At 46.3% G+C, this 20,451-nt stretch carries 20 protein-coding genes and 1 tRNA gene; 10 read left to right on the top strand and 11 right to left on the bottom strand.

Going from position 1 to position 20,451, the window contains the following annotated elements; all coding sequences use genetic code 11:
* Positions 1–2 precede the first annotated feature (2 nt).
* The 4 genes from KNO78_RS03685 to KNO78_RS03670 form a co-directional block, all read right to left on the bottom strand.
* On the bottom strand, positions 3–941 hold the full coding sequence (locus KNO78_RS03685; RefSeq protein ID WP_211781239.1) for a carbohydrate kinase family protein: 939 nt from the start codon (positions 939–941) through the stop codon (positions 3–5).
* 107 nt (positions 942–1,048) lie between these two features.
* Positions 1,049–2,038: a LacI family DNA-binding transcriptional regulator gene (locus KNO78_RS03680; protein WP_214690948.1), complete on the bottom strand. Its 990-nt coding sequence runs from the start codon at positions 2,036–2,038 to the stop codon at positions 1,049–1,051.
* 47 nt (positions 2,039–2,085) lie between these two features.
* On the bottom strand, positions 2,086–2,562 hold the full coding sequence (locus KNO78_RS03675) for an N-acetyltransferase (RefSeq protein ID WP_159562258.1): 477 nt from the start codon (positions 2,560–2,562) through the stop codon (positions 2,086–2,088).
* 87 nt (positions 2,563–2,649) lie between these two features.
* The gene (locus KNO78_RS03670; protein WP_159562257.1) at positions 2,650–3,513 is read right to left on the bottom strand and encodes a cation diffusion facilitator family transporter; all 864 of its coding nucleotides are present in this window, start codon (positions 3,511–3,513) and stop codon (positions 2,650–2,652) included.
* A 181-nt stretch (positions 3,514–3,694) separates the two neighbouring features.
* Between KNO78_RS03670 and KNO78_RS03665 the strand changes: the two genes are divergently transcribed.
* From KNO78_RS03665 to KNO78_RS03645, 5 genes are all read left to right on the top strand, one after another.
* Positions 3,695–4,006 (top strand): hypothetical protein, encoded by a 312-nt coding sequence (locus KNO78_RS03665; protein WP_012726238.1) that lies wholly within the window; start codon positions 3,695–3,697, stop codon positions 4,004–4,006.
* Positions 4,007–4,046: 40 nt separating this feature from the next.
* Positions 4,047–4,838 carry a class I SAM-dependent methyltransferase gene (locus KNO78_RS03660; protein ID WP_214690949.1) on the top strand — a complete coding sequence of 264 codons (792 nt, stop codon included), beginning with the start codon at positions 4,047–4,049 and terminating at the stop codon, positions 4,836–4,838.
* A gap of 138 nt (positions 4,839–4,976) precedes the next feature.
* A complete protein-coding gene (locus KNO78_RS03655; protein WP_214690950.1) occupies positions 4,977–7,370 on the top strand; it encodes an immune inhibitor A domain-containing protein in 2,394 nt (797 codons plus the stop codon).
* A 107-nt stretch (positions 7,371–7,477) separates the two neighbouring features.
* Positions 7,478–7,548 (top strand) — tRNA-Thr (locus KNO78_RS03650).
* 320 nt (positions 7,549–7,868) lie between these two features.
* On the top strand, positions 7,869–8,564 hold the full coding sequence (locus tag KNO78_RS03645) for a queuosine precursor transporter (RefSeq protein ID WP_078146857.1): 696 nt from the start codon (positions 7,869–7,871) through the stop codon (positions 8,562–8,564).
* 38 nt (positions 8,565–8,602) lie between these two features.
* On the opposite strand, the gene KNO78_RS03640 is transcribed toward KNO78_RS03645, so the two are convergent.
* On the bottom strand, positions 8,603–8,851 hold the full coding sequence (locus tag KNO78_RS03640) for a hypothetical protein (protein WP_214690951.1): 249 nt from the start codon (positions 8,849–8,851) through the stop codon (positions 8,603–8,605).
* 147 nt (positions 8,852–8,998) lie between these two features.
* On the opposite strand from KNO78_RS03640, the gene KNO78_RS03635 reads away from it, so the two are divergent.
* The 3 genes from KNO78_RS03635 (at position 8,999) to KNO78_RS03625 (ending at position 10,417) form a co-directional block, all read left to right on the top strand.
* Positions 8,999–9,355, top strand: a complete 357-nt coding sequence (locus KNO78_RS03635) for a PilZ domain-containing protein (RefSeq protein WP_012726233.1) — start codon at positions 8,999–9,001, stop codon at positions 9,353–9,355.
* Positions 9,356–9,439: 84 nt separating this feature from the next.
* Positions 9,440–10,081, top strand: coding sequence for a hypothetical protein (locus KNO78_RS03630; RefSeq protein ID WP_078146855.1), 642 nt, complete (start codon positions 9,440–9,442; stop codon positions 10,079–10,081).
* Positions 10,082–10,144: 63 nt separating this feature from the next.
* A complete protein-coding gene (locus KNO78_RS03625; RefSeq protein ID WP_074037074.1) occupies positions 10,145–10,417 on the top strand; it encodes a hypothetical protein in 273 nt (90 codons plus the stop codon).
* A 62-nt stretch (positions 10,418–10,479) separates the two neighbouring features.
* Here the strand turns inward: KNO78_RS03625 and KNO78_RS15610 are convergent, their stop codons facing one another.
* Together KNO78_RS15610 and KNO78_RS03620 are read right to left on the bottom strand one after the other, a co-directional pair.
* Positions 10,480–10,608, bottom strand: a complete 129-nt coding sequence (locus tag KNO78_RS15610) for a hypothetical protein (protein WP_255541905.1) — start codon at positions 10,606–10,608, stop codon at positions 10,480–10,482.
* A gap of 60 nt (positions 10,609–10,668) precedes the next feature.
* Positions 10,669–13,332 carry a cation-transporting P-type ATPase gene (locus KNO78_RS03620; RefSeq protein ID WP_196430670.1) on the bottom strand — a complete coding sequence of 888 codons (2,664 nt, stop codon included), beginning with the start codon at positions 13,330–13,332 and terminating at the stop codon, positions 10,669–10,671.
* A gap of 259 nt (positions 13,333–13,591) precedes the next feature.
* On the opposite strand from KNO78_RS03620, the gene KNO78_RS03615 reads away from it, so the two are divergent.
* Positions 13,592–14,626 carry a PTS sugar transporter subunit IIC gene (locus tag KNO78_RS03615; protein ID WP_214690952.1) on the top strand — a complete coding sequence of 345 codons (1,035 nt, stop codon included), beginning with the start codon at positions 13,592–13,594 and terminating at the stop codon, positions 14,624–14,626.
* Between the two features lie 174 nt (positions 14,627–14,800).
* Here the strand turns inward: KNO78_RS03615 and KNO78_RS03610 are convergent, their stop codons facing one another.
* The 3 genes from KNO78_RS03610 to KNO78_RS03600 form a co-directional block, all read right to left on the bottom strand.
* The gene (locus KNO78_RS03610; RefSeq protein ID WP_159562248.1) at positions 14,801–15,796 is read right to left on the bottom strand and encodes a Gfo/Idh/MocA family protein; all 996 of its coding nucleotides are present in this window, start codon (positions 15,794–15,796) and stop codon (positions 14,801–14,803) included.
* A 55-nt stretch (positions 15,797–15,851) separates the two neighbouring features.
* The gene (locus KNO78_RS03605; RefSeq protein ID WP_214690953.1) at positions 15,852–16,340 is read right to left on the bottom strand and encodes a GNAT family N-acetyltransferase; all 489 of its coding nucleotides are present in this window, start codon (positions 16,338–16,340) and stop codon (positions 15,852–15,854) included.
* Between the two features lie 74 nt (positions 16,341–16,414).
* Positions 16,415–16,849: an OsmC family protein gene (locus KNO78_RS03600; RefSeq protein WP_374193972.1), complete on the bottom strand. Its 435-nt coding sequence runs from the start codon at positions 16,847–16,849 to the stop codon at positions 16,415–16,417.
* 103 nt (positions 16,850–16,952) lie between these two features.
* Between KNO78_RS03600 and cls the strand changes: the two genes are divergently transcribed.
* Complete coding sequence (cls, locus tag KNO78_RS03595) at positions 16,953–18,398, top strand: cardiolipin synthase (RefSeq protein ID WP_012726224.1); 1,446 nt, start codon at positions 16,953–16,955, stop codon at positions 18,396–18,398.
* Between the two features lie 41 nt (positions 18,399–18,439).
* On the opposite strand, the gene KNO78_RS03590 is transcribed toward cls, so the two are convergent.
* Complete coding sequence (locus KNO78_RS03590) at positions 18,440–20,413, bottom strand: methyl-accepting chemotaxis protein (RefSeq protein WP_214690955.1); 1,974 nt, start codon at positions 20,411–20,413, stop codon at positions 18,440–18,442.
* Between the last annotated feature and the right edge of the window lie 38 nt (positions 20,414–20,451).

The following is a 20,451-nucleotide window of genomic DNA, read 5'->3' as shown; positions in this document are numbered from 1 at the left end:
CTTCATTTCCCTCCTAACGTTTCATTCACAAGTTGTCGTGATGGAATTGCTGGAATTGCGCCATAAGCTGTACATGTCAATGCACCCGTTACGTTCGCATATTCAATGTCGGAACGTAAGCGCTCCGGGTCAAACCCGAGTGTTGACAACCGATATAAGTAAGCTCCGACGAACGCATCTCCCGCTCCCGTCGAATCGATACTGTCGATTGAGATTGAAGGAACGATTTCATGATGCGTGCTTGTCGCAATCAACGTCCCACGAGACCCTAGTGTAATGGCAATCTGTTTTGCACCTAATTCAAGCAGTGCACGAACAGCGTCTTCTAGTTGTTCTTCTCCGGTTAACAAGTGCGCTTCTTCTTCGCTCAATTTAATGAAGTCCGATTCCGCGATGAAGTGTCTCGCATCTTGTTTAAATTGCTCGAGATCCGTGATCAATGCATCCCGATAGTTCGGGTCGAACGAGATAAACAAGCCATCCCGCTTTGAAAATTGCAATAACTTAAAGTACGCGTCTTTCAATTTCCCATCAAGTAGTGCTGTCGCCGAGCCGAAATGAATGATGTCTCCTGACTCGATCACCGATAAGTCGATCGACTCGAAGGCATACTCCCCGTCACTTCCGCGACGGAATGTGAAGTCCCGCTCTCCGTCCTCTTGAATCGATACGAATGCGAATGTCGTATCTCCAGACTCCACAAGGTTTTCTGTTCGGACGCCGTTCTCGACCAACGTCTGTTTCAAGAAGAGACCAAACGGGTCATCTCCAACCTGTCCGAGGAAACTGGATTGTCCCCCGTGCTTACTGACGACTGCCGCGACATTCGCAGGTGCGCCTCCCGCTTTCTTGACGAACGTCGTCCCGTTCACGAGATCGCTAGACGCATCCTCGCATACCCAGTCAATCAACAATTCGCCGATACAATGTACGGTGTTCATATCGTCCACCTCCAAAAATCATATGAGTTCTTTATACGATTGGTACCGGTTCCATTTTAGAATAAAAAATGTTGCGGAACCGGTTCCGCAACACAAATGTAAACGATTTAATTCAACTTGTCAACGCTCTCGCGCACTTTTAATTCAAAAATTGTGAACGTTTTCATTGGGACGTGTTCACCGTGTAAGAGCTGTAGCATCATGTCGGCAGCTTTCGCACCAGTTCGGCGATAAGGAAGGTGTACCGTCGTGATGGATGGATGCAGGACTTCCGTGAAATCATATCCTCCAAATCCACTGACAGAGACATCTCTCGGGACAGAGACCCCTTGATTCGCTAATCCTTTCAAGACGCCTAACGCAATGTTGTCGGTCGCACAAACAATCAACGAAACAGTGCCGACATCATTCGCCAACTGTTCACCGATTGGAATGGCGTCCTCAATCTTAAACGTCGTTTGAATGACTTTGACATTTGCCTCCGATTCTTGAAACGCCTTCAAAAATCCGTCACGGCGTGCTTGACCGACCGCGATATCCGATTCATACACCCCGACATAGACCACGTTTCGATGACCCCACTCCGTGAACTGTTTACCGAGCGCATAGGCCGCATCATAGTCAGGATAGACGAGACTATGGACATTGTCATGTTGCTGACCAATCAACAAGACCGGGATTTGAATCGCCTCAATCGCCTCAAGATGACGTTCCGTGACCGTCGTTCCAAGCCAGATGATTCCGGCGACTTTTTGTTTGGCTAAATTGTATAGCTGTTCGATTTCTCGTTCCGTCTGTTGTGCTGTATTGACGACGAGCATTTGATATCCTCGTTCCGTGAGCTGTTCATCAATCCCCATCATCGTCCGTGAGGCGGCATACGAATCGAGCCGTGGAACGATGACCCCAATCATCTTCGTCTGTTTCGACTTGAGACTTTGAGCGAACTGATTCGGCTCATAGTTCGTATCTCGAATGACCCGGTCGAGTTTTTCCCTTGTTGCCTTTCCAACCGATCCACCGTTCAGATAGCGTGAGACCGTACTTTTGGCGACACCAGCGAGCTCCGCAATGTCTTTAATGGTGACTTGCTTCATCCTTACCCCTCCATATGAAAAAAGCTGACGTGCGAGACGCCGTCAGCTTAATGGTTTACCACATATCGTTTCTTAAAATTTAAATAATACAAACCGTTCCGCTTTTCGAACCCGTTCTGAATAAGAACATGATGCATCTCTTGTTGATGTGGGCTCGTCGGTGGGATGCCAGCCCGGACTGTTTGTCCATCCATCAATTTTGAGTCCAGTAAGGCAAGACGCAAACCTTCCGTCGCATATCCTTTGTTTTTGTACGCATCGAACACCATCAGGTCGAGTTGGTATACGCGGGCAAGCTTGAGTAACAAGACTTTACCGACCAGTTTGTCATCGACCATCAAGTCGTAATAGAAGTCTTCTCCATAACTATGCTCTTCTGCGTGATAAAGTTGCTCCGCCCCCATTTCCTCGAGGATCCCTTTCAACTCTTCAGCAGAAACGCCATATGCACTTTCTCCATATTTTTGAAAGTGTTCATATTCAATCTCATCAATCTGGCGAATAGGTTGACGCACGATGTTCATCCCGTGCCCTCCTTAACTAGTAGTTCAATATCTGTCTGCGCTTATTATAAACGAATCCCTTCATGAAGCGCAAAAGATAACCGAACATCAAACCGGTTCGATATGAATATGCACCGAATCGACCGCATGCTCTTCATCTAGTTTCCGTTCGATATCGTCACACAATTCATGGGCCGCGTCCACAGTCAAATCGCCATCGACTGCAATCGTCACATCGAGCATCACGTGATTCCCAAGATGACGCCCTTTGATTTCCCGAACTTCTTTCACACGCTCAAATTGTTCAATTGTTTCCTCATAGGACTCGACGAGATGTGGAGGGAATCCGTCAGAAAGCTGATGGGTGGCATCTAAAAAGATTTGAATCGCTGTCCGGATGATCATGCCGGCAATCACAATTGCTAAGACCGTGTCCATCCAAGGCAGTTGAAAATAAGCGAATAGCACACCAAGCGTGGCTCCGACTGAAATCATCGCATCGGCCAAGTTGTCTTTCGCCGCCGCTTTAAGTGCCAATGACTTTGTTTTTCTCGCGAGGTTCAAGTTGAACCGATACACCCCGAACATGACGAGCGCACTGACGAAGGCGACGACCGCTGCCAACGGGTTCGGTTCGGTATACTCGCCCCCAATTAAGTTCGATAGACTGTTTAAGAAGACGAAAATACCGACCGCAATCATGATTAATGAAGCGATGAGAGCAGAGATTGTCTCCATTTTCGCATGACCATATTTATGCTCGGCATCCCGTGGCAATGCAGCCACCCGAATGCCAATATAGACCGCGACCGATGCAATGATATCCGTCGTATTGTTGAATCCATCGGCTAGGACCGCTTCAGATTCATATAAGTACCCGAAGAATACTTTTAGTATAGATAAGATCAAATATGCCGTAATCGACACAATCGCTCCTTTGAGCGCTTTTGGTGGATGATTTGTCGTTTCCATCCGCCCACCTCCTTATTAGCTCAGTTAGTATAGCAGGTGACATTCGTGTGGGGATAGAGAAACAATGTTTCTTACAGCCAAAATAAATGGAATATATTCCCGGTAGTTTCGTTTAACTAATTTTATGGTAAAGTAAACAGGAAGAGACCTTAGGGTTAAACCGCAAAAAGAGGTGAAACAGATGTTTACAGAACGTGATGGGATTAAATTACGATTGGAACAAATTGACAGATTATTAATCGATTTGAATCGCGAGGCAAAGCAATTGATGGCACGTCTCCGCGAATTAGATGCTTCTGGCGAAAATCCGCACGAAGTATCTCTGAAACCTGAAGAACGTGATACGTTGAAGTCGTCAATCGATGAAACGCTTGAAGCGCTTCAAAGCCGTTCAAAACGTCCGATGAACGTGAACGATGAGAAGAAGAAAGAACTCGCTTCTCATAAAGCACTTATCGATGAATTATCAGACTTACTCAGTAAGAAAAAATGAGACGCAACTGCGTCTCATTTTTTATGAAGGAGCCCGGATTATGTATATTGTCACTACTTGTTTGCGCCCTACAGATGATGTCTTGTCTCGAGCGCATACGCATGCCACAGAATACAAGATGAAATTTGTCGACCGACGCAAACTTTCCATTGATGAGTTGAAGAAACGTCATCAACAAGGTGTACTTATCTTTGATAAACGACGTGTCGAGTTCACACCTTTGCATAGTACAGAGCCGTTCTTTTTTCACCCATCGAGCTCCGTCTTTCGGGTAAAGCAACTGAGCCGAGGTGGATCAGATCCACTCATTAATGCCATGCAAGCAAATCCAGGTGATCATGTTCTAGATTGTACACTCGGACTCGGCTCGGACAGTATCGTCATGAGCCATGTCGTCGGTTCAACCGGTAAAGTAATTGGCCTTGAGAGTCAATTCATTACGGCACAGCTCGTCCGGGAAGGCATGTCCGTATGGGTCGAAAAAGATGAGCAGGTCAATGAGGCGATGCGACGCATTGAGGTCGTTCACTCCAACTCTCTCGACTATTTAAAATCGTGTGCGGAAAATTCGTTTGATTGTATTTACTTTGATCCGATGTTTGAAAAGACGATTTCAGAATCGGTTCATCTGAACCCACTTCGCACAATCGCCGACACCTCCCCTCTCACGCAAGAATTGATTACCGAAGCAACACGAGTAGCTATGAAACGAATTGTCTTGAAGGCGCATTTTGAGAGCGATACCTTTGAACGGTACGGTTTCACTCACATAAAACGTAAAACGTCGAAGTTCCATTACGGATATATCGACCTAGAGTCTAAGTCTATTTAGTCAAATTGAACTAAATAGGTCTTTAGACTCCTTTTTTGTTTATTATTTTCTGAATATTGACATTAATCAGACACAAAGAGTACATTTACAACAAGCTCACACATTTTCCCATTATTTTTTAACAGGAGGTTCACACAAATGAAAAAACGTTCCATCCGTCGAACGACACTCGCGGCTCTCATGACATCTGCCATGACAGTCAGTATCGTTCCGGCAGCTGGTGCTGCACCCCTCTCGGTTGCACCATCGGTTCCGACAACGAGCGAGCTCGCTCCGTTCGACCACAACATCATCGATGAAGAGCGTCTCGCGAAAGCTCTCGAGAAACGTGGCGTCATCAAAAAAGGATTGTCCGCATCTGAACGCATGAAAGCAGTCGATGCGTATATCGCGAAAAAGCAAGGTGAAGCGAAAGATCCACATAAGCACGACGACAAAGTGAACGAGAAGGCTTCGAAAGCAAAAGAGAAGATACATACTCAATTCGAAAAGGAATCAAAACGAATTCTTGATAAAGCGAAAAAAGGGCAAGGGAATTACCGTAAAGGGAAACCGAACGGTCAAGTAAAAGTATCTCCTGCCCAGCAATCTGCATACAACGGTTCGGTACGTGAAGATAAAGTCCTCGTTCTCCTCGTCGAGTACAGCGACTTCAAACACAATAACATCATCCAAGAGCCGGGCTATATGTACAGCGATAACTTCAGTAAAGAACATTACGAAAAGTATATGTTCGGTGATCAACAATTTGAACTCTTTAACGGTGAAAAGGTCCAAACGTTCAAACAATACTATGAAGAACAATCAGGCGGAAGTTATACGGTCGATGGTGAGGTTTCGGAGTGGTTGACCGTTCCGGGAACCGCGAAAGACTATGGAGCTGACAAAGGTGATGGCGGACATGATAACGTCGGACCGGGACCTCGTCAACTCGTCAAAGATGCGTTGAATGCTGCGGTCGCATCTGGAATCGATTTGAAAGAACATGATCAATACGACCTTTACGATTTGGATGGAGACGGTGACTTCAATGAGCCGGACGGTCTCGTTGACCACTTGATGATCATCCACGCTGGGACTGGTCAAGAAGCAGGTGGCGGTGCGCTCGGTGACGATGCGGTATGGTCACATCGCTGGGTTCTTGATGGTGTTTATCCAGTAGCCAACACAGAAGCTGCAGTTCCTTACTGGGGCGGGAAAATGGCTGCATATGATTACACGATTCAACCTGAAGATGGTGCGGTCGGCGTTTTCGCACACGAGTTCGGACATGACCTCGGTCTTCCAGATGAGTACGATACGCAGTACACAGGTCAAGGCGAACCGGTACAATCATGGTCGATCATGAGTGGCGGTAGCTGGGCTGGTAAAGTGGCTGGTACGGAGCCAACAAGCTTCTCACCACAAAACAAAGAGTACTTCCAAAAAATCATGGGTGGAAACTGGGCAAACATCACAGAAGTCGACCTTGAAGACATCAACTCTCAAGGGTTCGTCGCACAACTCGACCAATCTGTGACGAAATCAAACAATCCAGGCATTGTCAAAGTCAACCTTCCTGATAAGAAGATTAAAGGAATCGAACCAGCTTATGGCGATCGCTACTATTACTCGACAAAAGGTGACGACATCCATACTGAGATGGCAACACCAGCTGTGAAACTTGGAGCGGACGGAGTCCTCGCATTCGATTCATTCTATGAAGTCGAATCGGACTATGATTACTTGTACATCAAAGCCCTCAGCGGTGGTCAAGAAGTCGTTCTCGATGTATTCGGTGACGACGTCAACGGTGCAAACGAAGCGGGCTACCCTGCTGAGACGACGAACGGTGCATGGGTCAACAAATCATACGACCTCTCACAATTCGCTGGACAAGATGTTCAAATCGTCTTTGAATACGTGACAGACGGCGGTGTCGCCATGAAAGGCTTCGCAGTCGACAACTTGTCAATCAAATCAGAATCAGCAACACTCTTCGCAGATGATGCGGAAGGCGCTGAAGCCGTGACGCTTGATGGATTCGTCTCTTCAGACGGATACGATTCAAAACCACACTATTACTACCTTGAATGGCGTAACCACGCTGGGTCGGATATGGGTCTTCTCAACGGCCGCGGCGTGAAATACAACACAGGTCTCGTCGTGTGGTACGGTGATGACTCGTACACAGACAACTGGGTCGGTGTCCACCCTGGTGAAGGGTTCCTCGGTGTCGTCGATTCACATCCTGAAGCGCTCATCGGTAACTTGAACGGTCAACAGACAGTCGCAGGTAGTACACGTTACCAAATTGCTGATGCGGCGTTCAGTCTCGATAAGACGCTCGCTTGGTATATTGATTCACCGAGTCGTGGCGTGTACGATTACAAAGCACTGCCTGGCGTGAAGCAGTTCAATGATGCAAACTCTTACATCAACTCGCTCATTCCAGATGCAGGACGCAAACTTCCGCAATACGGTCTCGTCATTGACGTAGTCGGTGAAGCGAAAGACAACTCTGCAGGTGCCGTTTGGATCCGTACAAAATAAACATGTAACATTCGACCTCCAGTCTTCCTTTATCGAAGATTGGAGGTCTTATTATTCTAAAAAAGCTTGAAAACGACGAATAATCTGTGTAACATAGTTGGTGTAACGCCTCTGTAGGTTAGTGGCAGACCTCAGCAATGGTAATGCTGCAGCACGAGTTCGATTCTCGTCGGAGGCATCAGAAATATCGCTTAACGAAGCGGTTTAGAGCACTTCCTGTTTATGACAGGAGGTGCTTTCTTTTTGGTGTGGCACAGAAATGGCACAGTTTTCGTTTTTTTCATGTCTCGACCTACGATTTGTAGAATCGTTTTTTATTTTGTCGAACGATTGCACTTAACAGGGAGTTTCCCAAGCACTTTTAATATAGAAGAAGGTTTTATAATTTTTCGGTGTTTACCTGAGTGGACCCTCCCCCCTTTCCTTGACATCATTTCCGTTCCTCTATAAACTTGAAAAGTTGAAATCATTGAATAGTTAGAGGAAGGAGCATGATTCATGCTAAACGAATGGTTATGGATTCCTTCTGCCATCCTTACACTCGGACTACTCGTCCTCAGTTACAAGTTATTCGGACGAGTCGGCTTATATGCTTGGATTGCGATGGCTTCAGTCGTTGCAAACATCCAAGTCACGCAACAGATTGTAATTGGCGGATACATTTTCACGCTCGGTAACATCGTTTACGGTTCGCTCTACTTGGCAACCGATATTTTGAACGAAAAACATGGGCGAGCGGCTGCCCGTAAAGGCGTATGGCTCGGATTTTTCATCTTGATCGTCTCAACGGTACTCATGCAATACGCACTGTTATATGAGCCGTTTGAAGAGGCACTGTTCATGCACGAAAGCTTCGAGGCACTCTTCTCGATGCTGCCATTGATCACACTCGGTAGCCTTGCTGCCTATTTGGTCTCTCAATTGTTCGATGTCTTCGTCTATTCGAAGATTCGCGCAAAAACTGGCGAGAAGAAGCTTTGGCTTCGTACGACAGGTTCGACCGTCTTATCTCAACTGATTGATACGTTCACGTTCTGCATCATCGCATTTTGGGGAATGGAATGGGACATTTGGTGGAATATCTTTATCACGACATACGTGGCGAAGTTTGTGATCGCGTGGATGGCGACACCGTTTATGTATTACGCAAAACGAACAAATCCACAAGACGAAACCGAACAGGATGCAGCATAAAGAAAAGCCGTAACTTCAACATGAAGTTACGGCTTTTCTTATAGTCGTTCAATCTGGATACGCACAGCATACGGACGAGCTTCTTCAATCGACGCCGACTCTCGACAGACGGTAATCGCTTTGAATGCATCAATCGCAACCGCCTCGATGGTATGATCGTTCGTTTCGACTTCAAGAATGGTATAAGCAGGTAAGCGCTCGAGTTTAACCCACTCCCCGTTACGTTTTTTTTCATAGATGACTGGTGTTTGAATCGAGTAACGTCGGAGTAAATCATGTACATTCATCTGATCTCCTCCCTATTCAAATCGTACAATCATTATAGAAAACGCTTTCACATTTGTAAAGCGAGTACACTATAATTTTATACAATCTTCCACTTCATTTTAAATTCAATTTTGCCGATAAAAGAAGTAAAGAAATGGGGTGAATTGATGCGTTATCGCCGACAGGAGACGTTCCGCTATATCCTACCGAATCCCCGTACCATCCCTTATCGACTTGTATGGGAAGAAAAAGAACTCTATGATGGGGAAGGATTGCTTCTCAATGTAAGTTCTCATGGATTAAAATTGCGATCGGACTACCTCTTCCCGCTCTCTGATGATTTACAGGTCCATTTTCTTTTCGACCTCGTTCCGACGCTTCAACCGATCGAACTCATGGGACATGTCAGACACCGTGGCCAAACAGGCTCGCTGTATGATTATGGGATCATGCTTGATGTGAAGGCTGACGAAACTCAGCAACTCGTCACGATGATTAAAACGTATGCACGTGAAAATAAATGAGAACATGCGTCAGGCATCTTCTCATTTTTTCGTGTCTCCAAAAGAGGGTATACTACAACTATCAACCATTGACGAGGTGTTCGTATGACAAGAAAATTCTTATTGATTCCTTGGGGACTGGCAATTGCATTCGCCGTCATCGGTCCAAATGTCCCGTTCGACGGACGCTTTCTTCTCGATTTTGTGACTTATAATACCGAGGCGTACGAAGGCTATTCTCTATCACTCTTTAGTATCTTAGGGGTGTTTCCCCTGGCGATGTTTCCACTTCTTTGGTCAGAAGTGAATCAGCTCAAACCGAATCCACTCATCGCCGCTGTCACCAGTTTTTTCGTTGGGGGATTTCTACTCGCTCCTTATTTAGCTTTTGCGAGACAGTCACCTTATCCGACGCCGGTCAAACCACTGCCGACCCGCATCCTCGGCGTTGTGCTTTTACTGGTGACAATCGGGTTGTTCATCGCTGCAGCCAATACCGGAAATGTTGCAGAATACTGGTCATATGTGGAGAACAATCAATTTGTTCGAACAATGACCGTTGATTTCTTTTTGTTGGCATTCATTCAAATCACGTTAATGAATCGGGACGCGAAACGCTATAAAATGAGTTTATGGCCGCTCCCTTACATCCCGTTGTTCGGTCTCATTTTTTGGCTCATGATTCGTCATCAAAAACCGTTCAATGAAGCACCTCCAAAGCGTGAACGGGCTGAAATGAAACATTGAGCACCCATTTTTCATCAAAAACGGCTATACTAGAAATTAGTTTTTAATGAAGGAGACCATCACATGCGTTATTTCCAAGTCACTTCTTACGTGACTGTCAAGAATGAAGAACTCGAATTCAATGAATATGTAAAAGTTCCAAACCAAAAAGTCGATCAATTTTTGAAAGACACATTGGAACTAGATTTATACGATGACCAAGTGACATTGCGCGAATGTGTTGTCGAAAAAGGGAAATGGGAATGCCCAGTCGGTGATTTTGTCATCACGGAGCATATGAACGAGAAGACATTCAATCGGCTACAAAACAGCCGCTCTGTAAAGTCAACATCATAAACCAACTCAAAAAGATCCTGCTAGCTCATTGTGCTAGCAGGATCTTTTGACTGTTACACGATTTATTCGTTAGATTCTTCCTCTGGATCAGGGTCAGGATGCTGTGTCGGAGCCGGTTTTTTCGCCGGATCCGACTCGTCATCCGGTAGCGGATCCGGGTGAACCCCTGGTTGTGATTCGTCACGCTTCATCGTATCCCTCCTTCATGTTTACTCCACTTGTTTATCCTTTTTTCACATGAATGAAACGTATCAGTGTATATTCCGGTTGCCGATGACACGTCTGGAGATCGCCTTTTCAATTTCAACGATGATAAAGACGACGGCACCAAATGCCACAGGATAAATCCAATCTTCCCACGTTAATGGAGCGGTACCGAATAACGTATGCATAAACGGTACGTACGTGATGAACAATTGTAGGGCAATGAGTAAAGCTGATACGAGAAACGCAATCTTATTGTCAAAGAAATGACGGTTGAATGCTGGTGCCAACTCCGTACGACAGTTATACAAGTGGAAGAGCTGGGCCATGACGATGGCATTCAAGGTGATGGTTTGTAATTTCTCGGTCGAGTAGTCGAAATCCCCCAGCATATAGTTGATCCATAAACTACCGCCCCCGATAATAATTGAAACGAAGGTGACGCGGAAAATATAGTATCGGCTGAGTAGCGGCACATTGGCCGGACGTGGCGGTCGTTTCATCGTACTCTCTTCGAGTGGTTCGAAAGCGATTGCTAAAGAGAGAGTAATCGCGACAACCATGTTGACCCATAAAATCTGCACAGGACTGAGCGGTGCAGCCGCTCCGAGCAAGATACTCATTGCCACAAGCAACGCTTGACCTCCGTTTGTCGGAAGCAAGAAGAGAATGGTTTTCTTCAGGTTATCGTACACCCGTCGTCCTTCTCGTACGGCGTTATAGATCGTTTTGAAGTTGTCATCGACAAGAACCATCTGAGATGCTTCTTTCGCTACTTCCGTCCCTTTAATCCCCATTGCCACACCAATGTCAGCACGTTTTAAGGCAGGTGCGTCGTTCACACCATCTCCTGTCATCGATGTAATCAGACCGTTCTCTTGCAATCCTTTGACGAGACGAAGCTTGTCGTTAGGGCTGGTCCGTGCGAATACATCGTTATGAACGGAAGCCTCTTTGATTTCTTCATCTGTCATATCTGTCAATTCACGACCTTCGAGGGCGCCTTCCACTTCCATGCCCAGTTCTTTTGCAATCGCGACAGCGGTATCTTTATGATCACCCGTGATCATTTTAATTCGGATTCCAGCATCACGACACGCGGCAACCGCATCGATGGCCTCTTGTCGAGGTGGGTCGACGATTCCAAATAAGCCGAGGAAAGTCAGACCATCTTCAACATCCTCATGGTCGATTGACGCTTTTGAACTGTCGACACGTTTTAGACCAGCACCGAGAACGCGTTGACCGCGGTCGGCAATCTCTTTTCGTTTTTCATCCCAATAGTCTTGTTTAAAGTCTTCAGACGACGCCATATCAAAGAGTCGGTCCGGCGCCCCTTTGACAAAAATCATTCGCTCCCCTTTGTAATCGACGAGCGTCGCCATGTATTTATATTCAGAATCGAACGGAATCTTCGAGATAACTTTTAAACGTTCAATTGGGCGTTCAGCTTTCTCAGCGACCGTCAACAGACAAGCCTCTGTCGGATCGCCGTTGATGACCCAGTCGCCGTCTTCTTCATTCAATTGCGAATCGTTACACGTCTTCCCGACGGTTAACAGGTCAATCATGGATTCATCATCATCCAAGTCAAACGGTTGACCATTCAATTCGAGATCTCCATTCGGAGCATATCCGCTACCCGAGACTTCGATATCATGGTTCGCTGTCACGATTTGTTTGACCGTCATCTCATTCTTCGTCAACGTACCCGTCTTATCCGTACAAATGACAGATACAGCACCAAGCGTTTCGACAGATGGTAAACTTCGAACAATCGCTTTTTGTTCAGCCATATTCCGGACACCGAGTGCCAAAATGATAGAGATGACGGCAGGCAACCCTTCAGGAATCGCCGCAACGGCAAGACCGATTGTCGTCAGCATCAATTCGACCGGCTCATAATCTCGTAAAAAGTAACCGAACGCATAAATCACGACGGAGATGATTAAGATGGCGATGGAAACCGTTTGACCAAACTTTGTTGTTTGACGAATCAGAGGGGTTTTGACGGTCTGGACTTCTGAGATTGAAGCGTTGATTTGACCGAGTTCCGTACCTTCACCGATGGCCGTCACGATGGCTTTGGCACTTCCCGTTGCGACACTTGTGCCCGAGTACACCATGTTTTTTCGGTCAGCCAACACCGCGTCTTCTTTCACGACGTCCGATTTTTTCTCGACAGTCGTCGCTTCTCCGGTTAACGCCGATTCCTCAACCTTAAATTTTTCAGCTTGAACGACACGGGCATCGGCCGGCACTTTATCTCCGGCAGCAAGTACAAGGACATCCCCCACGACCAGGTCACTTGAATCAATCTCAGATTGCTTGCCGTTTCGAACGATGGTCGCCTTTGTTTCTAATAATTTTTTGATTCCTTCGAGCGCTTCTTCTGCCTTATTTTCTTGAAGGTATCCGACGACGCCGATAATCGTGACGACTAAAACGATGACGATCGTATCGATGTACTCCCCTAAGAATCCTGTGACGACGGCAGCCGCTAATAAGACGTACACGAGAACATCATTGAATTGTCTTAGAAATTTTATAATTTCAGGGGTTTTCTCTTTCTCCGGCAATACGTTTTTGCCGAATTCGTCTTGACGACTTGTGACACTTTCTGTTGTAAGACCTGATTCAAGATCAGTCTCCACATGGGTTCGCACCTCATCTACTTCGAGCGCATGCCACGGTCTGTCTTCGTTCTGCATGATTCATCCTCCTCGACCAATACTTTTTGAAAAGTCTTTCCCCTATCTGTTCCCAATCTCATGCGGCTCGACACGTGCAAACTTGTAGAATTGATGTCATTTTTCAAAGAAAACGCTTTCTTGATTTGGAATTTCTAATTGTAACCGGTATCATTGTTCAATTTTAATTTTTCTTTTGAATATGGCTTTACAGAAGTCTTTCTATGCATGAATATAGAATAAATTATGAATAAATAGAGATAGAAAGAAGGAAGAGTTTATGGTCATTATTCAAGGAATCGCACTTTTACTGCTCATCCTCGCCTTGTTCACATTATTTAGTTATAAGGCGCCTTTTGGAATGAAGGCGATGGGAGCATTGGCCGGTGCTGCAATCGCGAGTTTCCTCGTCGAAGCGTTCAACGCGTATGCAATCGGCGGATTGCTGCCACTTCCTCTTTATGAAGAAGTAGGTCAAGCGGCTGGCGCTTTGTCAGGTCCTGCCGCTGCGGCTCTTGTCGCCATCGCACTTGGAATCAACCCCGTCTATAGTTTGATGATCGGGTTGTCTGTATCGGGATTCGGAATCCTTCCTGGCTTTTTTGCAGGATATCTTTTGGCTTTGGCTGGCACTCGAATCAATCGCTATCTGCCGACCGGCGTCGATATGATTTTTTACGTCATCGTGATGGCACCGCTCGCCCGTCTCGTCGCGACAGGGGTAGACCCACTCGTGACAAACACACTTGAACAGATTGGAGCTGTCATCGAACTGGCAGCAACACAAAATCCGGTCGTCATGGGTCTCGTCTTAGGAGGAATTGTCACGGTCGTATCAACGTCGCCTCTCAGTTCGATGGCCTTGACGGCGATGCTTGGTTTGACAGGTGTACCGATGGCAATTGCCGCGCTTGCGTTGACTGCGTCCATCTCAATGAATTACTTGTTATTCCGTCAATTGAAAATCGGAACAAAGAAAGATCAGCTTTCTGTCGCCATCGAACCGTTGACGCAAGCTGACCTCATTTCCGCTAACCCAATTCCAATTTACAGTGTCAACTTTGTCGGTGGAGCCATCGCCGGGTTGATTGTCGCCATGACCGGTATGATCAACGATGCACCGGGTTCGGCAGCCGGGATTCCGGGACTTCTTGTCATGTATGGTTTCAACGATTGGCAAACAGTCACCTTCACAGCCGTTGTACTGTTCATCCTCGGAATCGGTTTTGGCTTGATCGGAAGTCGTTTGTTCAAAAATTTCCCGATTGTCCGTCATACGGAAAAAGTCGAATCGACAGAAAAAGATGCAGCCTAATCAAAAAATCGATGCACGTTCGAACAAAATGTTCGGCGGCATCGATTTTTCATTTTCACACGTGGGATTATCCTTACAATTCAAAAGCATCAATCGGTTCACAAAGAAATCATCGCACGTTCTTTTCAATTGTGAATTTGATTGTCGAAATTAGCGATTCCATACAAATCCATGTCAATTTACTGAAATGACTCTACCCGCATCACTAGATTGACGAGCAAGTTCAATCAAGTAGGTTGTCAATGTTGCATCTTTTAATGAAACGACGGGTTTCCGTACCTCATAACTATAAGCTAACTGTTGATAATACGCCAAATAGCTACCTTTCTCGATTTGAATGGACGAAACCTCTTCTTTGGATAATACACCAGTCTCTATAAGATCACTTTCTAACTTCCCTTGCTTCAGAGCCTCTTCTTGAGGATCAAGTCCATATTTCAAGAAACTTCCTTGCGTGCCGTGCACTTCAAACCGAGGTGTTTCTCCAGCGATGAACGGGTTCGAACGAAGGTATATTCGCTTTTCACCATAATAGAATGTCAGATGGAACCCATCATCGGATTGTCCGCCATCTCGTTGAATCATCACATCTGCTTGAATACGATCTGGCTTTCCAAACAAGGCGAGAGTCTGATCAATCAGATGACTTCCTAAGTCGAATAAAATACCTGAACCTGGTCCTGCATTTTCACGCCACCGATCACGTACATTCGGACGGAAACGATCAAATCGAGATTCAACCACCTTCCAGTCCCCTAACTCGTTCGAGTCAAGTAACGACTTAACCGTCAAGAAGTCTCCGTCATAACGACGGTTTTGATAAACGTTGACGACGCCTTTCGATTTCGCTTCAAGTTCAATCAACTCATATCCTTCTTTCGTTGTCAGGAATGCTGGTTTTTCAACGAGCACATCTTTTCCTGCCTCAAGACATGCGACAATCATCTCTTTATGTAAATGCGATGGTGTCGTGATGACATATAGAGAAGCATCCGATTGAAGCGCTTCCTCTAATGTCGCATATACCGTGGCACCAGGTAATTCAGCCTGCACTTCTTCAGGGCGCGAAGACACGACGCCACTCACTTCAAATGAGTCAATGGCCTTTAAGAACGGCAAATGGAACGTGTTCGCCGAGAATCCGAATCCTACCAACATGGTTTTAATCATATAAAACCCTCCTTTTCGCTTTTGTTATTATATCAAAAAAAGGGTCTAATGACCCTTATGCACTCATGCTCTCATCCAATCTGTATTCGAACGTATTGTACCCGTTTCGTGAATCGACAAAGACGAAACCGAAACGTGGATAATAATCATTTAGAAATTCATTGTCAGCGACACAATCAAGACGAATTGGTTCATCTTCATCGGCTTCCTCTAAGACATGCTCCATGAGTTGCTGTCCGACGCCCTGCCCTTTTAGTTTTTCGCTGACGACGATTCGATGGATATATTGTCCACGTTCACTGTCGTCCCATAAGTGATCATCCCACTCATCTGGAGGTAACAATGCGATTGAAGCTAAAATTTGTTGGTCATCTTCAAAGACATATACACTGCCTTCAGCAATGTCAGTGCGCACACGCTTTACGAGGTCCTGTTCCAAATATTCGGTCCATTGGTCGCTTCCTTGTTCATTTAGCGCTACGGCTCGTTGTTCGATTAGGTTCGCGATGTGTTTAGCATCGCGCTTCGTCGCGAGTCGAATCATAACGTCCTCCTTTAGTTATACAGTATTTGAAATACAAATATAACGGAGAACAATATGCCTTTCAACCATCTTGCTCACTCGTGAAAATCAAACGGAGTGACGTCTCCATCGTTCAATTGATAACTATACGTCAACGTCGCATTGAGGCTATGCGATACAGAACAATAACGCTCAACGGACAATTCGATGGCACGCCGAACTCGTTCTTCCGATAACTCGCCTTTCAGGATATACAAGATGTGAATGGCTGTAAAGCGTTTCGGGTGATCGGTCGACCGCACCCCATCGATTTTCATTTCGAATGCTTCAATTGGCTGGCGCATCTTATGCAGAATCGACACGATATCGATTCCTGTACAGGATGCGGTCGCGTGAAGCAACATTTCTGTCGGACGAGGTCCTGTATCGAGCCCACCGACATCATCCGCCGCATCAAGGATCACCGTGTGACCTGATGGCGTATGTGTTTCAAACGCCATTCCTTTTTTCCATACGACTTCCATGTTCATCATCTTCTCCCCCTATTTCATTTGATAGCATCCTATTCCCTCATTTGATGTATGATTAAGCTATGAATCGATTATAAAGGGGTGTATGTCGTTGGATTGGTCTATGATTTTCAGTTGGGGACTTTATATCGTCCTCGGGTTAAACATGTTGTTCGCACTCGCCGTCATCTTCGCCGAAAGACGTGACGTTGGCGCGACCTGGGCCTGGCTGCTTGTCCTGTTTTTCTTACCAGTGCTCGGCTTTATCGTTTATCTCTTCCTAGGGCGACAACTTAAGAAGGATAACTTCTATAATTTAAGTGTAGAAGAACGTTCCTTCCATTCGCTTCAAGTCGAAGCGCAACTTGAACAAATTCATACGCGCCAAACCCAGCTCGCGCAGCCGCTGTTTGAAAAGTATGACCAACTGCTTCAAATGAACTTACGATCTTCTAAATCGTTGATCAGTGTACATAACCGTTCCCTCATCTTGCACGACGGCGAACAAAAGTTCAAAGCGCTGATGGATGACATTCGCTCGGCCGAAACGGAAATCAATATTCAATATTACATCATCCAGCGTGATGCTCTCGGTCAGGCACTGTTGAAAGAGTTGATCGAGCGTGCGAAAGCCGGTGTCAAAGTTCGACTCCTCTACGATGCGGTCGGCTCACGTAGTCTTCGGAACTCGGACTTTAAAGAGTTGATTGCGAACGATGGCGAGGTGCGTGTCTTCTTCCCACCGACACTCGGAATCATCAACTTCAAGTTGAACAACCGAAATCACCGAAAGGTCGTCATCATCGATGGGAAAATCGGCTATGTCGGTGGATTCAATGTCGGTACCGAGTATTTAGGTTTAGTCGAAAAATTTGGCTATTGGCGTGACACGCACCTGCGTGTCGAAGGAGATGTCGTTTACAATTTACAACACCGATTCATATTGGACTGGAATTATTCTGGTCACCGTAAACATGATCCTGAAAATGCCTTCTGCTTTGCGCGACATGACATTAAAGAAAATTCTCCGATGCAAATCGTCACGAGTGGACCAAACTCGGATACGGAACATTTGAAGAATATGATGATCAAGATGATCATGTCCGCCAAACGACGGGTCGTCATTCAAACGCCATACTTCATTCCAGACACAAGCTTTATGGACGCTTGCAAAATGGCACTCCATTCTGGCGTTCAGATGGATATCATGATCCCTGGAAAACCGGACCATCCATTCGTCATGTGGGCGTCCCTCTCGTTCCTTGGGGAACTCCTCGACTACGGGGCAAACGTCTATCTGTATGATGAAGGGTTTCTCCACGCGAAGACGCTCGTCGTCGATGATGAGATTGCGACTGTCGGGACGACAAATTTGGACGCCCGAAGCTTCCGTCTCAATTTTGAAGTGAACGCACTCATCTATGATGAGCGGGTCGCCCTCGAACTCGTTTCTTTATTTGAGACCGATACGGCGGTCAGTCGCACTTATACAGTGGAAGATTATGAATCCCGTAAATGGACGGTACGCGCCCGTGAAGGCGTGTCACGCCTTCTTAGTCCGATCCTATAAAAAAACATGAGGCAGAGCGCTCCGCTCTGCCTCATTGTCGTTTACAGTTTGAACCGCGAGACGAGGTCTTGTAACTCCTCGGCCATGGTCGCGAGTGCTTTTGCTGACTGTGATACTTCTTCAATCGATCTCAATTGATCATCGGTCGTCGCCGCCACTTGCTTCGAGACGCTCGAATTCTCATCGGCGATGTCGGCGATTTGTGATGCCGTCGCTGCCACTTCCTGAACGTTCGCCGCAATCTCCTCGACGGTTGCGGTCACGTCTTCAATCCGTGGTGTCATCGCCACTGTCCGCTCCTTGATTTTCTCGAATCGGTCTGCTGTCATCTCAGATGACGCCAACCCGGCTTTCGTATGAGTAGATACTTCCTGCATCAACTGTACAGACTGTTCCGTCTCATGCTTGATTCGATCAATCAACGCCGCAATTTGTTTCGTCGACTGCTGTGACTGTTCTGCGAGTTTACGCACCTCGCTCGCAACGACCGCGAATCCTTTGCCGTTCTCACCCGCACGTGCCGCTTCAATGGCAGCGTTCAAGGCTAACAGGTTCGTCTGTTCAGCGATTCCATTGATGACCGTGACGATTTCTCCAATTTCGTTTGAGCGATGTGCCAATGAGTGAATGACACCCTCGAATGTCACGACAGACGCATCGATTGCCTGCATCTGCTTCACGTTCTCTTTCACGGTCGTCGAACCGTCTTCCGCCTCATTCGAGGTTTCGCGTGAAAGTTCAGAAACGTCCATTGAACTCTCTGAGATTCGCATGATGCCCGATGTGATCGCTTGAAGAGATGTCGCATTGTCGTCGAGTTGTCGCTTCGAGCCATCGGCACTGACTGCCATTTGATCAACTGCACGGGCAATCTGTTCTGATGAGGCGGTATTGTGTGCCGAGTTGGCCATCAATTCTTGAGACGAGGCGGCAACTTGACTGATTGAATCATCGAGACGGAGTAACACTAGGCGAAGTGAATCGCTCATTTCATTAAAACTCTCTGAGACAAGCCCGATTTCGTCGTTCGATAAGACGGTAATCGGCTCCGTCAAATCTCCTGATTTGATTCGTTCTGCTCCTTCTGTCAATAAACGCAACGGACGCAAGATTGAACGGAGAACGAAGTAGAGAAGAATGGCTGCAATCCCGAACATTCCGATGATGACGAATCCAGTCGTCCAAAGAATGCCGACCGTCTCGTCTTGAATCTCACCGTCATATAACGTACCGGCAATCTTCCATCCGGTGATTGGGTTCGTCACGAATGCTTTCTCCACACCTTCCCCATTCTCCGATACAGACAGAGTCCCTTCTTCCTTGGCAAAGAGCGAATCTGTCCAAGATTCATCAATCTTTTCACCGACAGCCGTCGACGGATGAATGACGACTTGTTCTGCCTGGTCGAAGATGGCAACGTATCCTTCTTTCCCGATTTGAATGGTGGATGCCACTTCAGCGATATCGTTCACATCGACGTCAACGGCGACCACACCACTACCGTCTGAAGTCTTCTTCGAAACCGTGATCATCATTTTTTGAGAGGCGGCATCGACGTACGGATTCGTGATGGCAACATCTTGTCCACTTGCTTCAGCCGCTTCATACCATGGACGAGTGCGTGGGTCATATCCTTCTGGCAATTCCTGCTCAGGATAGATCGTCATCGCACCTTCTGCTGAAGCGAAGTAGATGTTCGTCACTTTTGGATGTGTCTCTAAATACTCAGTAAACTTCTCTGCTAACGCTTGATTCGCTTCTCCCTCTTCATAAATGGAACTATCAATCCGATTCGCAAAAAACGAGATGTCCGTTTGAATCGGTTCGATGAGGTTCGTGACCTCATTGTTCATCCGGTCTACCCCCGAATTGGCGGACTGGATCATTTGAGACTCGATTTTACCTTTCGCCTGCGAATAGGCGACGATTCCAATCAATGTGGCTGGAATAATCAATAATAGAACGGATAAGACAATCAATTTTTGCTTGATACTAATCGTGCGCTTCTGTTTCATAAAACATCTCCTAACCCGAATAAAATGTTCAAGCGAGT

This window comes from Exiguobacterium sp. s132 (assembly GCF_018617235.1).
Taxonomy (GTDB): domain Bacteria; phylum Bacillota; class Bacilli; order Exiguobacteriales; family Exiguobacteriaceae; genus Exiguobacterium; species Exiguobacterium profundum.
This window is presented reverse-complemented; position numbering and strand designations above follow the sequence as displayed.